Genomic DNA, 14,302 nt, shown 5'->3' with positions numbered 1-14,302 from the left:
GCGAGAACCGTTATTTACTCATGGTGGCAATGTTAAAGACCTGCTCCAGCATTGGATTAAAGGTGAAGCCTTTCACCTCTTTGTTCATCGCCAGCTGGTAGTTCTTCTGGAACAGATACACGTAGGCCGCCTCGTCGATCACCACCTTCTGCGCCTGCTGGTAATCGTGGGTACGCTCCGCCTGATCGGTGGTTTTCAGGGCCGCCTTCAGCAGGGCGTCGACCTCTTTGTTCTCGTAAAACGAGCGGTTACCCGGCAACCCTTTTTTGTCCGACTCAAACCAGTAGTTCATGAACATGTACGGGTCGGCAAAGTCCGGGCTCCAGTTGCCAATGGCGATGTCATAGTCACCTTTCCCGACACGATCGCGCATGGTGGCGTTAGCCAGTTTTTCCAGCTTCACGTTGATGCCGATCTTGCCGAGGCTCGCCTGCGTGGACAGGGCGGTCGGCTCCCAGTTGGGGTCGTTGTCTGAATAGAGGAATGTCAGGCTTGTCGGCTTGTCTTTGACTTTCTCCAGCGCGGCTTTGGCTTTGGCCTCGTCAAAGCTGTACTGCATTGCCGTGGCGTCAAACCCCCACATGCCGTCCGGTATCGGGCCGCGCATCTGTTTACCATTGCCGCTCAGGATGCCTTTCACCATCCCCTGATAATCCGTTGCCCAGGAGACGGCCCGACGTAAATCCACCTGATTGAGCGGGGCTTTGCTGTTATTCAGATAAAGATAGGTCACGCGCAGGGACGGATATTCCGCCACCGCCACTTTGCCTTCTTGCTTAAGGGCTGAAAGCTGATCGACGGGCAGTGAATCGGCGATATCCAGATCGCCACGGGAAAGCTGCAGGCGGCGTGAAGCGCTTTCACCAATAATTTTCACCGAAACGCGCTTGAAGTGCGGCTTCTCACCCGCCCAGTGTGGGTTCGGAACGAGCACCAACTGCTGACCTTTCTGCCAGCTTTTCAGCATGAAAGGCCCGGACCCGGCGGTGTTTTGCGCTAAATAGCCGCGAGCATCATCAGCAGCGTTCGCTTTTAGCACCGCCGGGTTAACGATCGACGCACCGTCGTTGGCCAGGGTGTAGAGGAACGGGGCAAACGGCTGGCTGAGGGTGAATTTCACCGTGTGCGGATCGACCGCATCAATTTTGAGATCTTTCGGGAACGCTTCAGACGGCCCCTGGCTAAGCTTCAGCAGACGTTCAAAGGAGAGTTTTACCGCCTCGGCAGTAACCGGCGTGCCATCGGCGAATTTTGCGTTATCGGTAAGGGTAAAGGTCCACTCTTTCTGATCCGCTGACGCCTTCCAGCCCGTTGACAGGTCGCCCTCCACCTCGGTGGAGCCTGGCTTGTACTTCACCAGACGCTGATAGGCGGGGTAAGTCACCGTCCAGTCGTTGTTATCAATGGTCACCGCCGGGTCGAGCGTTTGCGGGTCGGCCGCTTTTCCGATCACCAGCATATCTTTCGGGACGGCAGCCAGCGCAACCGGGGCGCTGAGTGCCAGCGAGGCGGCGATCAGGGTGGTAAGAAGCGTTGTTTTCATGGCAGTGCTCCAGTTTTAAAGAGGGGTGTGCGTCAACGGGAAACAGGCAAAACGATCGTCAAGCAGGGGATAGCTGGCCGCGTTCGGCAGCTCGAAGTGCCACCATTCGCTGCTGATCCCCACAAAGCCGCCACCGGACATGATGGCGTTAAGCAGCAGGCGATTGCGCTGCGCGTGCGGCGGCACGGACGGGTGCCAGGCGTGCGAGCGGTCGTGCATTTCGTCAAAACCGGCTCCCATATCCAGCACGGTGTTCTGTTCGTCCATCAGCGTAACGTCGATGGCCGTCCCGCGGCTGTGGTTGGAACCAATCGCCACATCAACCACGTATTCCGGGTTCGGGCAGGCATCCCACAACTGAGCCTGCGCCTCCTGCGGGCGATAAGCGTCGTAGACCACCAGCTTCAGCCCGGCCAGTGCGGCGATGCTGATGGCTTTCGCCAGCGCGGTGGCCGCATCGGTATGCAGCAGGCACAGCGCCTCCTGATAAATCGGACGACCCGTGATGTTGTCGGCTGTGGCGTATTTCAGATCGATATGCAGCGCAGGGAAGGTCTTCGCCACATCAATCAGTTCACTCTCTGGGGGCATAGCTCCGCTCCTTTAGCGTTCGAATTGACCAAACTCTTGTTGTAATTGCCGGTTTACCGCCAGCCGCTGTGGAAGGGCATCACCCAGCGCTTCCACGACACCTGACAGCAGCAGGTTGAACAGACAGCTCACAGGTGCCAGCGAATCCCAGAAATGGCCGGTTTCGGTTTTCACCTGCAGTAAATCAAGCGGGTAATCCCGCGCCCACGGGCACCAGATATCGGTGATCAAGGCCAGCGAAATACCTTTTTCGCTCGCGACCCGACAGTACTGACGCGCAATGGTGGAATAGGTGCGGGTATCGGTCAGCACCACGTAGGGGTGGGCGAAACCGGAGTTCAGGGATTCAACCCAGCTGCCGGACGCGCCTTCGGCGTAGCTGACGCGCGGGCGAAGGTACTCAAGATGACTGAAGAAGGCGTTGGCTATCCCGCGTGTCGACTGGATCCCCAGCACGAAAACCGCATCGGCGTGGGCAAGCTGATGAACCACCTGGCGGAATGCGTCGGTGTGCGCCAGTTGATAAACCTGGGTGATGGCATCCACCTCCAGCGACAGAGAGTGCTGAAGGCGGTTGGGCAGAGGGGACTGCTGCTGCCAGGAGTCCAGCCGCTCGTTCATACCCCAGGGCTGATGCGGGTCGCGCAGGCTCTTTTTGGCATCTTCCAGATTGCGGTAGCCGAGTTTTCGCAGAAAGCGTCCCACGGTAATGCCGCTGGTGCCGGTCGCCAGACCCACGCTTTCAGCCGTTTCAAACGGGATCTGTGCGGCATGCGCCAGCAACCAGCTCGCCACCCGCTTCTCGCTGGGGGTCAGCTGGCTGAACGTGGCTTCAATACGGCTCAACACCTCGGGTTTCGTCGTCATACCGCCTCGCTGTTAACAGGCTGTCAGTCATCAGGTTTGTGTTATTTGATTAACAATGCATGACGCGTGCCATGTCCACAGAGCGACGGGACGCCGCTGTGTTGTAAACTTCATGCAATATTTAGTTAACCAATGATCAACATTTGTGCAGCGTAGTTCACTTTTGGTGCACTGGCTGAGCGGGGAGGTATGAATTTCGTGAATACGTCAGCGTCTTCACATTTTTGATAAGATAGAGACAACGTAAATATGAAAGGGATCCCGGCATGGCGAACTTGCCCTGGCGTATCAGCGTGCGCCTGATGGCGCTCGCAAAGAAAATGGCGATGATCGCAGGAGTGGTACTGATCGTCCTGCTCGCGGTTCGGGTTTATCTCTCGCAGCAGGGGCCGGAACTGCATCTCTGGCATACCTGGCGGGCAGATGAGATGTCCGTACGCGAGATCGATAAGGCGAATTTTGCCCAGTATGTCGCCCGGGAAAACGCCATTTTCGCCGATCTGGATAACGCGGTAACGCGCAAAACCCAGGGTGAGGAGCGCACGCCGTTAAACCGCTACTACCGTCAGAGCCTGGTTTGGCCCGGTAAATTTTCACCCGATGCCAACCGCTCCTTTGTGCTGATGCCTGCCGGAACGCCACGCGGCGCGGTGGTGTTGCTGCACGGGCTAACAGATTCGCCTTACAGTGTCCGGCATCTTGCCCGTGATTATCAGCAGCACGGTTTTGTGGCGGTGGTTCCACGCCTGCCCGGGCACGGCACCGCGCCCGGCGCGCTGACGGACGTTGACTGGGAGAGGTGGCTGGCGGCGACGCGCCTCGCCGTGCGCGAAGCCACGCGGCTGGCGGGAGACAATGTTCCCCTGCATCTGGTGGGTTACTCCAACGGTGGGGCGCTGGCGATGAAATATGCCCTTGATGCGCTGGACACGCCTGCGCTTCACAAACCGCAACAGCTCATTCTGCTCTCGCCAATGATTGGCGTCACGGCGTTCGCCCGGTTTGCAGGATTGGCCGGATTGCCGGCGATGTTACCGCCGTTTGCCAAAGCGGCATGGTTAAACATCTCGCCGGAATATAACCCGTATAAATACAACTCCTTCCCGGTCAATGCGGCGCGCCAGTCATGGCTCTTGACCCAGGCCCTGCAGGAGCAAATGGGGCGGGATGCCCGGGAGCACAGACTGGACCAGCTGCCACCGGTACTCGCATTTCAGTCGGTGATGGATTCAACGGTCAGCACCCGCGCCGTGGTCACCGGGTTATTTGACCAGCTTCCGGCGAACGGCAGCGAGCTGGTTGTATTTGATATCAATCAGGCCGCCAGCTTCCGTCCTCTCTTTAAACCGTCGTCGTGGGCGGCGACCTCTGAGTTACTGCCTGTGGCGAAAAGACGTTACGGTGTCACGATTATTACCAATGCCAGCGCGGACAGTTTCGCCGCGGTGGCGAAAATAACCCCGGCGGGAGGCACCGATGAGACCGTGGTACCGCTGGCGATGTCCTGGCCGCAGGAGGTCTATTCACTGTCGCATGTCGCCGTGCCGTTCCCGCCTGATGACGATCTCTATGGCCGGCATCCTGCGGAGAAAAACCGCTATGGCATTAGCCTCGGCACGATTGCGCTGTGGGGGGAAACCTCCGTGCTGAGCGTAGGCAAAGACGCGTTAATGCGGGTGACGTCGAACCCGTTTTATGCCTACATGCAGGAGAGGATTGACAGACGCATCGGGGATGAGAAAAAGTAGCCTCTCCCGCAAGGGGTTAATCTGTTAGGTCGCGCAGATGAAGTATGTTAAACAGTAATGTCCAACGCATACCTCTTATCGGAACACGTTTTTGTGCTGACTACTCTTATCTACCGCAGCCAGTTGAATTTATCCTGCCGATCCGCCGAACTCCAGGCGCTGGTTGAACAGGCCAGGACGCGCAATGCCGGATTGAATATTACCGGCGTTCTTCTTTCAAAAGGAGATGATGTCCTGCAACTCCTCGAAGGCTCGGAAGAGAGTGTGGTAAGGCTGTTTCAGAAGATCCGTGAGGATAAGCGGCACAGCGGCGTGGTTGAGCTTATGCGGGATTACGGCCCCCGCAGACGTTTTGAGAATGTCGGTATGCTGCTGTTTGACCTGCAGAACCAGTCGCCGAAAGACGTTCTGCAGTCGGTACTGCACTACAGCAAACTGGACAGTTATCTGACATCTGATGATCGGGTGTTCAAATTTATTCAGACGTTTATTACCGGCAAACGACCGGCCCCGTCGGGGGCGCGTTTTGCCCCGGAGAAATGGACGCTCTCGCCTGAGAAATCGCCGTTTGGCGAGAGTCTGGGTCTGCTGGACAAACAAACCTGTCAGTTCGCCCTCCAGCCTATCGTCGAACCGCTGGAAGGGAAAATCAGTTCACTTGAAGCCCTTATCCGCGGTAATGACGGCGGAAGCCCGGAGCATTTTTTCAGCCGCCTCGATCAGGACAAAATCTATGAAGTCGATCTCCAGACCAAGGCCTGGGCTTTTGCGCTGGCCGACAAACTGGGGATCGGGAGCCATAAAATCGCGGTGAATCTTCTCCCGATGTCGCTGGTGAAAGTGCCTGGCGCCGTGGAGTTTCTGGTTGAACAGATTAAACAACATGGGCTTCAGCCGGAGCAGGTGGTCATTGAAGTGACCGAAAACGAGATGATTTCCGGGTTCAACAAGTTCAATAGCGCCATTAAACACCTGCGTGCTGAAGGTATTGGCCTGGCGATCGATGATTTCGGTTCCGGTTACGCCGGGCTTTCATTGCTGACCCGATTCCAGCCGGATAAAATTAAAATTGACCGCGAAATTGTCAGCAATATCCATCTCAGTGGGCCAAAACAGGCGATTGTGCGCTCGATAGTCAGCTGCTGCACCGACCTAGAAATCACCCTGGTGGCGGAAGGCATCGAGAAGCTGGAAGAGTGGTGCTGGCTTGAATCTGCCGGGATCCGACGTTTTCAGGGCTTTCTGTTTGCCCGTCCAGCGCTGAATGGCGTAGGCGATATTAGCTGGCCACACCTGGTGCGTTAAGCCAATTTTCCTTCCGTATTATTTCCCCTTCGTCCTGCCTGTGCTTAAATAGCTAAAACGGTTTAACATTGTTTAGCTGAGAGGATCACATGCAAAAAATCTGGGTACTTGGCGATGCGGTAGTGGATTTATTACCGGAGGGAGAAGGCCGGTTGCTGCAATGCCCCGGCGGCGCGCCGGCGAACGTGGCGGTCGGTATTGCCCGTCTGGGCGGGAAAAGCGCCTTTATCGGCAGAGTCGGCGACGATCCTTTCGGTCGCTTTATGCATAAAACGCTGGCTGACGAGCAGGTTGACGTAAACTGGATGCGCCTCGACCCGGCACACCGCACGTCAACCGTGGTCGTGGATCTGGACGAACAGGGCGAACGCTCTTTCACCTTTATGGTTCGCCCGAGCGCCGATCTGTTTCTGGCGTCAGCCGACCTGCCGCCCTTTAGCGCAGGAGAGTGGCTGCATGTTTGTTCCATTGCCCTGAGCGCTGAACCGAGCCGTTCTGCAACGTTTCAGGCTATGAACGCAGTCAGGGAAGCGGGGGGTTATGTCAGTTTCGACCCCAATATCCGCCCGGATCTCTGGCCGGATGAGGACGACCTGCGCCGCTGCCTCGAACAGGCGTTGCAATGCGCTGACGTCGTCAAACTCTCCGTCGAAGAACTGGCTTTTTTAACCGCCGACCTTGGGGTCACGAAAGGGCTGACCGCGCTGATGCGCCGCTGTCCGGCCCGGCTGGTGCTGGTCACTCAGGGCAAAGATGGGGTCATCGCCTGGCATGACGGAACGATGAAGCATTATCCGGCAACCCCCGTTGAATGCGTGGACACCACCGGCGCAGGTGATGCCTTCGTGGCGGGACTGCTTTATGGACTGGCTTCCGCTGGGCGTATCGACAGCCACGATCTTCCACGCGTGATCGCATTAGCCCAGCGCTGCGGCGCGTTAGCCACCACGGCTAAAGGGGCGATGACCGCGCTGCCTTATCACCCGCAACTGTAATTCTTCCCGCAACGGGCCGTCTGTCGGCGGCCTGAATTGTCGCCTCGATCACACTTACTAAATCGGTTTAGCAAAAAAGATTGCCGATCCAAAATTGGCAGGTTTAGTATCATCAACCTAAACCGGTTTAGCAATTTAGCACTTTCAATGACTTCTTTTAGGGATGCGACAAAATGTATAAAAAACGCAGACTTGCCGTGATGATAGGCATGCTGGCCGGGAGTACCTCTGTTTTTGCCCAAACGGATATGACGAGTATCGAAGCGCGTCTTGCTGCCCTGGAGCAGCGTCTTCAGGCCGCGGAAACCCGCGCGCAGGTTGCGGAGAAACGCGCCACCGACGCAGAACAAAAAACGCAGCAGTTGGTGACTGCCCAGCAGCAGGCGCAAACAACAACCCAGCAAGTGGCGCAGCGTACCGCCGCCCTGGAGAAGAAAGCCGATCAGAGCAGTGGGTTTGAGTTTCATGGCTATGCCCGTTCTGGCCTGCTGATGAACGATGCGGCGTCGAGCAGTAAAAGTGGCCCTTATCTGACGCCAGCCGGGGAAACCGGTGGCGCGGTCGGGCGTCTGGGGAATGAAGCCGATACCTACGTTGAGCTGAATGTGGAACACAAACAGACCCTGGATAACGGGGCGACCACGCGCTTCAAGGCTATGCTGGCGGATGGTCAGAAAACCTATAACGACTGGTCCGCTGACACCAGCGATCTCAATATTCGTCAGGCGTTTGCTGAACTGGGCAATCTGCCTGATTTTACCGGCGCGCTGAAGGGCAGTACCTTCTGGGCCGGTAAACGCTTTGACCGGGATAACTTTGATATTCACTGGCTGGATTCCGATGTGGTGTTCCTGGCCGGTACCGGTGGTGGCGTGTATGACGTGAAATGGAATGAATCGCTGCGCAGCAACTTCTCTCTTTACGGGCGTAACTTCGGCAGCGAAGAGCAAATCGACAATAATGTTCAAAACTACATCCTGAGCATGAACCACTTCGCCGGGCCGTTCCAGCTGATGGTGAGCGGCCTGCGGGCAAAAGACAACGACGACCGCAAAGACAGCAATGGCGATCTGATAAAAACCGACGCCGCCAACAATGGCGTTCATGCCCTGGTCGGATTGCACAATGAAAGCTTCTACGGTCTGCGTGAAGGTTCAGCCAAAACGGCGCTGCTGTACGGCCACGGGCTGGGGGCAGAGGTGAAGAGCATCGGTTCCGATGGCGCATTGCTGTCTGAAGCCGATACCTGGCGCTTTGCAAGTTACGGTGTCACGCCTCTTGGTGGCGGCTGGCATATCGCGCCTGCCGTTCTGGCCCAGAGCAGTAAAGACCGCTATGTCAAAGGCGACAGCTATGAGTGGGTCACGCTCAATACCCGCCTGATTAAAGAGGTCACGCAAAATTTTGCCCTGGCGTTTGAGGGCAGCTATCAGTACATGGATTTAAACCCAGAAGGGTATAAAGACCGAAACGCCGTCAACGGAAGTTTCTACAAGCTGACCTTTGCCCCAACGTTAAAAGCGGGCAAGATCGGCGATTTCTTCAGCCGTCCTGAGTTGCGTCTGTTCGCCACCTGGATGGACTGGAGCAGCAAACTGGATAATTACGCCAGCGATGATGCCTTTGGCAGCAGCGGTTTCAACGCCGGCGGGGAATGGAACTTTGGGGTACAGATGGAAACCTGGTTTTAACCTTTTACGCTCCCGCAGTGCGGGAGCGTTTTTCACATCATAAAAATACAGTCAGGCAGAGGTATCTATGGATTTTGATAATATCGCCCGCGCGCTCATTCCGCTGCTCGGTGGCAAAGAGAACATCGCCAGTGCGGCGCACTGCGCAACGCGTCTTCGACTGGTGCTGGTCGACGACACGCTTGCCGATCAGCAGGCCATCGGCAAGGTTGACGGCGTAAAAGGCTGTTTTCGCAACGCCGGGCAGATGCAGGTGATTTTTGGTACGGGGGTGGTTAACAAGGTCTACGCTGCGTTTATCCAGGCGGCAGGGATTAGCGAATCCAGCAAGTCCGAAGCGGCTGACCTGGCGGCACGCAAGCTGAACCCGTTCCAGCGCATTGCCCGACTGCTCTCAAACATCTTTGTGCCGATCATTCCAGCGATTGTGGCCTCCGGTTTACTGATGGGCCTGCTCGGGATGGTCAAAACCTACGGCTGGGTCAATGCCGATAACGCGCTCTATATCATGCTGGATATGTGCAGCTCAGCGGCGTTTATCATTCTGCCGATCCTGATTGGCTTCACGGCCGCGCGTGAATTTGGCGGTAACCCATATCTGGGGGCGACCCTCGGCGGCATTCTGACGCACCCGGCGCTGACAAACGCCTGGGGCGTGGCGTCTGGCTTCCACACCATGAACTTCTTCGGCCTTGAGATCGCCATGATTGGCTATCAGGGAACGGTGTTCCCGGTGCTGCTGGCCGTCTGGTTTATGAGTATCGTGGAGAAAAACCTGCGCCGTATTATTCCGGATGCGTTAGATCTGATCCTGACGCCGTTCCTCACCGTTATTCTCTCCGGCTTTATTGCCTTGCTGATCATTGGCCCGGCCGGGCGTGCGTTAGGGGATGGCATCTCCTTTGTTCTGAGCACCCTGATCGCCCATGCGGGCTGGCTGGCCGGGCTGTTATTTGGCGGGCTTTACTCGGTTATCGTTATCACCGGTATTCACCACAGTTTCCATGCCATTGAAGCCGGGTTGCTGGGGAATCCGTCGATTGGCGTTAACTTCCTGCTGCCTATCTGGGCGATGGCCAACGTGGCGCAGGGGGGAGCCTGTCTGGCGGTCTGGTTTAAAACCAAAGACGCGAAAATTAAAGCCATTACGTTACCGTCTGCGTTTTCGGCCATGCTGGGTATTACCGAAGCGGCAATATTTGGTATCAACCTGCGTTTCGTGAAACCGTTTATCGCCGCGCTGATTGGCGGTGCGGCAGGCGGGGCGTGGGTGGTCTCGGTACATGTTTATATGACCGCCGTCGGGCTGACTGCCATCCCGGGCATGGCGATCGTGCAGGCAAGCTCGCTGCTCAACTATATTATCGGCATGGTGATTGCCTTCGGCGTGGCGTTTACCGTCTCGCTGCTGCTGAAATATAAAACGGATTCTGAATAATGACGTTACCTTCCCGCTGGCCTGCAATCCTGCAGGCCGTCATGAAAGGCCAGCCGCGTGCGTACGCCGACAGCCATTATCCGCAATGGCATCCGGCACCGGCGACGGGGCTGATGAACGATCCTAACGGGTTTATCTGGTTTGCCGGGTGCTACCACCTGTTCTATCAGTGGAATCCGCTGGATTGCGACCATCGCTATAAGTGCTGGGGACACTGGAGCTCCGCAGACCTGGTGCACTGGCAGCATGAACCGATGGCGCTGATGCCCGATGAGGAGTATGACCGCAACGGCTGCTATTCCGGCAGCGCCGTCGATAACAACGGTGTCCTGACGCTGTGTTATACCGGTAACGTGAAATTTGATGATGGCAGCCGCACCGCCTGGCAGTGCCTTGCCACGCAACAGGCTGACGGTACGTTCAAAAAACTCGGTCCGGTTCTTGCGCTGCCGGAAGGCTACACCGGCCACGTGCGTGACCCGAAAGTGTGGCAGCACGACGGGGTGTGGTACATGGTACTGGGGGCGCAGGATCTGCAAAAACGCGGCAAGGTGCTGCTGTTCACATCTGCCGATTTGCACCACTGGGCGTCTTGCGGAGAGATTGCCGGTCATGGCGTGAACGGCCTGACCGAGGCGGGGTACATGTGGGAGTGCCCGGACCTGTTTGCCCTCGACGGGACACACGTACTGATCTGCTGCCCGCAGGGGCTGGCGCGCGAACCGCATCGCTATCTCAATACTTATCCGGCCACGTGGATGAGCGGGGCGTTCGACCATACCCGCGCTTCGTTTGAACATGGCGAGTTGCACGAGCTGGACGCCGGTTTCGAGTTCTACGCTCCCCAAACCACGGTGGCGGAAGACGGACGGCGGATCCTGATCGGCTGGATGGGCGTGCCGGACGGAGAAGAGATGCTTCAGCCCACACGGGCGCAAGGGTGGATCCATCAGATGACCTGTCCGCGAGAATTACACTTCCGTGACGGCAAACTGTGGCAGACGCCGGTGCGCGAACTGCACGCACTGCGCGAAGAGGAATGTCGCTGGCAGGGTAACGCCAGCGATGCCCCGGCTCTTGATGCGACGCGCCTTGAGTTCGAACTCACCTCATCTTCAGTAACCGTGGATTTCGCCGGTGCGTTGCGCCTTATCGTCGAGGACAGCGGATTGCGTCTGGAACGCACCAGCCTGAAAACCGGGGAGACATTGACCCGTTACTGGCGGGGCGACGTTCATCATTTACGCATTCTGTGTGACAGCTCCAGCGTTGAAATTTTCATCAATCATGGCGAAGGGGTGATGAGCAGCCGCTATTTTCCTGACCATCCGGCACGGGTGCGATTCGAAGGTGGGTCCGACATCACATTACGCTACTGGTCGCTGCGCGGCTGCATGGTAGAATAAGGGTTTTGGCAGCCGGATCTAAGTCGTTGTGAGAAAAACAAAACGCGTCACAATTAAAGACATCGCGGAACTGGCGGGGGTTTCAAAAGCCACCGCCAGCCTGGTACTGAACGGGCGCAGCAAAGAGCTTCGCGTGGCGGAAGAGACGCGTGAGCGCGTGCTGGCGATTGCGAAAGAGCATCACTACCAGCCCAGCATTCACGCGCGCTCGCTGCGTGATAACCGTAGCCACACCCTCGGTCTGGTGGTGCCGGAGATCACTAACTACGGCTTTGCGGTGTTTTCTCACGAACTGGAGACACTGTGCCGTGAGGCAGGCGTTCAACTGCTCATCTCCTGCAGTGATGAAAACCCGGGCCAGGAGACGGTGGTGGTTAATAACATGGTGGCGCGTCAGGTGGACGGGCTGATTGTGGCCTCCAGTATGCTCAATGATGCCGACTACCAGAAGCTGAGCGAACAGCTGCCGGTCGTCCTTTTTGACCGCCATATGAACGACAGCACATTGCCGCTGGTGATCACCGATTCCATTACCCCGACGGCGGAACTGGTGGCCGACATTGCGCGCCAGCATCCTGATGAAATTTACTTCCTTGGCGGGCAGCCGCGGCTTTCCCCGACGCGCGATCGTCTGGAAGGGTTTAAGCAAGGGCTGCAAGAGGCCAATGTGGCGCTGCGCCCGGAGTGGATCATTCACGGCAACTATCACCCGAGCTCCGGCTACGAGATGTTCGCCGAGCTGTGCGCCCGCCTGGGACGCCCGCCAAAAGCCTTGTTCACTGCCGCCTGTGGTCTGCTGGAAGGGGTATTGCGCTATATGGGTCAGCATAACCTGATGCAAAGTGATATCCGGTTAGCCAGCTTTGACGATCACTACCTCTACGACTCGCTCACCATTCCGGTTGATACCATTCGCCAGGATAACCGCCAGCTGGCGTGGCACTGCTTTGATCTGATTGGCAAACTGATCGACGGCGAAACGCCACAACCGTTACAGCGAAAACTGGATGCCACCCTGCAGCGGCGCTATAAAGCGAAAGCATAGCCCTGGCTGTTGAAGGGAAACGTTAATAACTTTAATTAATTTAAGTTTTGGATCGGCCGATAACGATAGGGAATGTTTATTCTTGAGGTATCGGTCCATGTCGTTAAAAAAATCATCCCTGATTGTCCTTTTTGCTCTGCTTTTCTTCTTTGTCGTCAGCACCATTACCAGCGTTGGCCTCATCATTAAAAGTAATAATTCCCTGGATAATGTGAACAAAGAAATCCAGGTTGTGCTGTCGATCATTGACCCCATCAACCACAGCCGTACCTTGCGCGTCAGGGTGATGGAGTACGTGAAGATGGTGGAAGCGGGGAACTCGGCTGATGAGTCAGCGAAACTTTCCGCGGTTAAAGAGGCCCTCACAAAAGCGGATCATGCTTTTGCGGCGTTTATGGCGTCTCCGCGCCTGTCGGATGAAGCGCCGCTGGTGAGTGCGTATCAGGATGCCTGGCAAAACTACCGTAACCAGGGGCTGGCACCGTTGATTGATGCCGCCGCTGCGCACGATGTCGCAAAGTTTAATGCGCTTATCCCGGAGGTGTCCCGCCTCGACCGTCAGTATGAAATCGTTCTCGACCAGGTACTTGCCGTTCACCAGAAATATGCCAAAACCCTGAACGAGGATGCGAGCAGTAATTTCATCTCCGGTCTGGCGATCATTGCGGCGATTGCTTTCCTGTTTGTAATCGTGATTGTTGCCGTCAGCCTGCTGATGAAGCGCTTTGTTTTCGCACCGGTCAACCTGGCACGCGAGCACTGCAGCCAGATTGCCGCCGGTAAACTGGACATTCCAGTGCCGGTAAAAGGCACCTCCGGCAATGAAATCGATCACCTGATGGGCTCAATGGAGCAGATGCGCCAGGCGCTTCTGTCGACTATCGCCCAGGTGCGTGACGCGAGCCAAACCGTCACCCACGCCGCGCAGGAAATTGCTTCCGGGAATATCGATCTGGCTTCACGCACCGAGCAGCAGGCCTCCGCGTTAACCCAGACGGCGGCCAGCATGGAAGAGCTGAGCGCGACCGTGGCGAATAACACCGATAACGTTCATCAGGCAGGAAAACTGGTGCAGGACGCGGTGAACAATGCGCACACCGGTGAGGCCGTGACCCGCGAAGTGATCGAAACGATGAATACCATCGCGGCGAACTCTAAGCGCATCGAGGACATCACCAGCGTCATCAACAGCATTGCTTTCCAGACCAACATTCTGGCGCTCAACGCCGCGGTTGAAGCAGCACGCGCCGGCACACAAGGACGCGGCTTCGCCGTGGTGGCCAGTGAAGTGCGCACCCTTGCGCAGAAAAGCGCGGTTGCCGCGAAAGACATTGAAAGCCTGATTGCCCAGTCGGTTTCCAGCGTCAAAAACGGTGCTGAACTGGTGAACCGCTCAGGCGAGGTCATTGATTCTATTATCAGTTCCGTGAATAAAGTGAATACGTTGATGGAGCAGATCTCCGTTGCCTCTGAAGAGCAAAGCCGTGGGATCAGCCAGGTCGGACAGGCGGTGACAGAGATGGATGGCGTGACCCAGCAGAACGCCGCGCTGGTTCAGCAATCCGCCGCAGCCGCCGCTTCCCTGGAAGAGCAGGCGCAACAGCTCTCGAGGAGTATTTCGAGCTTTAGTTTGCCGGCGCAGGCGTGATTGATAATGAGAGGCTCCTGAGGGA

General features: G+C 56.8%; 11 protein-coding genes. 8 read left to right on the top strand and 3 right to left on the bottom strand.

Annotated elements, in window-relative coordinates:
• Positions 1 to 10: 10 nt before the first annotated feature.
• From BH714_RS07620 to BH714_RS07610, 3 genes are read right to left on the bottom strand one after another with little or no spacing between them, the layout of a single operon-like run.
• A complete protein-coding gene (locus BH714_RS07620; protein WP_040017550.1) occupies positions 11 to 1,543 on the bottom strand; it encodes an ABC transporter substrate-binding protein in 1,533 nt (510 codons plus the stop codon).
• Positions 1,544 to 1,558: 15 nt separating this feature from the next.
• On the bottom strand, positions 1,559 to 2,134 hold the full coding sequence (gene ddpX / locus BH714_RS07615; protein ID WP_014170160.1) for a D-alanyl-D-alanine dipeptidase: 576 nt from the start codon (positions 2,132 to 2,134) through the stop codon (positions 1,559 to 1,561).
• Positions 2,135 to 2,146: 12 nt separating this feature from the next.
• Positions 2,147 to 3,001 (bottom strand): MurR/RpiR family transcriptional regulator, encoded by an 855-nt coding sequence (locus BH714_RS07610; RefSeq protein WP_025204147.1) that lies wholly within the window; start codon positions 2,999 to 3,001, stop codon positions 2,147 to 2,149.
• Positions 3,002 to 3,267: 266 nt separating this feature from the next.
• Between BH714_RS07610 and BH714_RS07605 the strand changes: the two genes are divergently transcribed.
• The 8 genes from BH714_RS07605 (at position 3,268) to BH714_RS07570 (ending at position 14,277) form a co-directional block, all read left to right on the top strand.
• A complete protein-coding gene (locus BH714_RS07605; protein ID WP_040017548.1) occupies positions 3,268 to 4,749 on the top strand; it encodes an alpha/beta hydrolase in 1,482 nt (493 codons plus the stop codon).
• A 93-nt stretch (positions 4,750 to 4,842) separates the two neighbouring features.
• Positions 4,843 to 6,054, top strand: coding sequence for a diguanylate phosphodiesterase (locus BH714_RS07600; protein ID WP_040019032.1), 1,212 nt, complete (start codon positions 4,843 to 4,845; stop codon positions 6,052 to 6,054).
• 89 nt (positions 6,055 to 6,143) lie between these two features.
• On the top strand, positions 6,144 to 7,049 hold the full coding sequence (locus tag BH714_RS07595; protein ID WP_040017547.1) for an aminoimidazole riboside kinase: 906 nt from the start codon (positions 6,144 to 6,146) through the stop codon (positions 7,047 to 7,049).
• 173 nt (positions 7,050 to 7,222) lie between these two features.
• Positions 7,223 to 8,740 carry a carbohydrate porin gene (locus tag BH714_RS07590; RefSeq protein WP_014170154.1) on the top strand — a complete coding sequence of 506 codons (1,518 nt, stop codon included), beginning with the start codon at positions 7,223 to 7,225 and terminating at the stop codon, positions 8,738 to 8,740.
• A gap of 67 nt (positions 8,741 to 8,807) precedes the next feature.
• Positions 8,808 to 10,178 carry a sucrose-specific PTS transporter subunit IIBC gene (locus BH714_RS07585; protein WP_025204151.1) on the top strand — a complete coding sequence of 457 codons (1,371 nt, stop codon included), beginning with the start codon at positions 8,808 to 8,810 and terminating at the stop codon, positions 10,176 to 10,178.
• A complete protein-coding gene (locus tag BH714_RS07580) occupies positions 10,178 to 11,584 on the top strand; it encodes a sucrose-6-phosphate hydrolase (protein WP_040017546.1) in 1,407 nt (468 codons plus the stop codon). Before BH714_RS07585 ends, BH714_RS07580 begins: the two co-directional genes overlap by 1 nt.
• Positions 11,585 to 11,612: 28 nt before the next feature.
• A complete protein-coding gene (locus tag BH714_RS07575) occupies positions 11,613 to 12,629 on the top strand; it encodes a LacI family DNA-binding transcriptional regulator (RefSeq protein ID WP_040017544.1) in 1,017 nt (338 codons plus the stop codon).
• A gap of 97 nt (positions 12,630 to 12,726) precedes the next feature.
• The gene (locus BH714_RS07570) at positions 12,727 to 14,277 is read left to right on the top strand and encodes a methyl-accepting chemotaxis protein (protein WP_040017542.1); all 1,551 of its coding nucleotides are present in this window, start codon (positions 12,727 to 12,729) and stop codon (positions 14,275 to 14,277) included.
• The last annotated feature ends 25 nt before the right edge of the window (positions 14,278 to 14,302 follow it).

Source organism: Enterobacter ludwigii, from assembly GCF_001750725.1.
Taxonomy (GTDB): Bacteria; Pseudomonadota; Gammaproteobacteria; order Enterobacterales; family Enterobacteriaceae; genus Enterobacter; species Enterobacter ludwigii.
This window is presented reverse-complemented; position numbering and strand designations above follow the sequence as displayed.

Coding starts and splice junctions, on each gene's coding strand:
- BH714_RS07620 (WP_040017550.1), bottom strand. CDS start 1,543: ATGAAAACAACGCTTCTTACCACCCTGATCGCCGCCTCGCTGGCACTC.
- ddpX (WP_014170160.1), bottom strand. CDS start 2,134: ATGCCCCCAGAGAGTGAACTGATTGATGTGGCGAAGACCTTCCCTGCG.
- BH714_RS07610 (WP_025204147.1), bottom strand. CDS start 3,001: ATGACGACGAAACCCGAGGTGTTGAGCCGTATTGAAGCCACGTTCAGC.
- BH714_RS07605 (WP_040017548.1), top strand. CDS start 3,268: ATGGCGAACTTGCCCTGGCGTATCAGCGTGCGCCTGATGGCGCTCGCA.
- BH714_RS07595 (WP_040017547.1), top strand. CDS start 6,144: ATGCAAAAAATCTGGGTACTTGGCGATGCGGTAGTGGATTTATTACCG.
- BH714_RS07590 (WP_014170154.1), top strand. CDS start 7,223: ATGTATAAAAAACGCAGACTTGCCGTGATGATAGGCATGCTGGCCGGG.
- BH714_RS07585 (WP_025204151.1), top strand. CDS start 8,808: ATGGATTTTGATAATATCGCCCGCGCGCTCATTCCGCTGCTCGGTGGC.
- BH714_RS07580 (WP_040017546.1), top strand. CDS start 10,178: ATGACGTTACCTTCCCGCTGGCCTGCAATCCTGCAGGCCGTCATGAAA.
- BH714_RS07570 (WP_040017542.1), top strand. CDS start 12,727: ATGTCGTTAAAAAAATCATCCCTGATTGTCCTTTTTGCTCTGCTTTTC.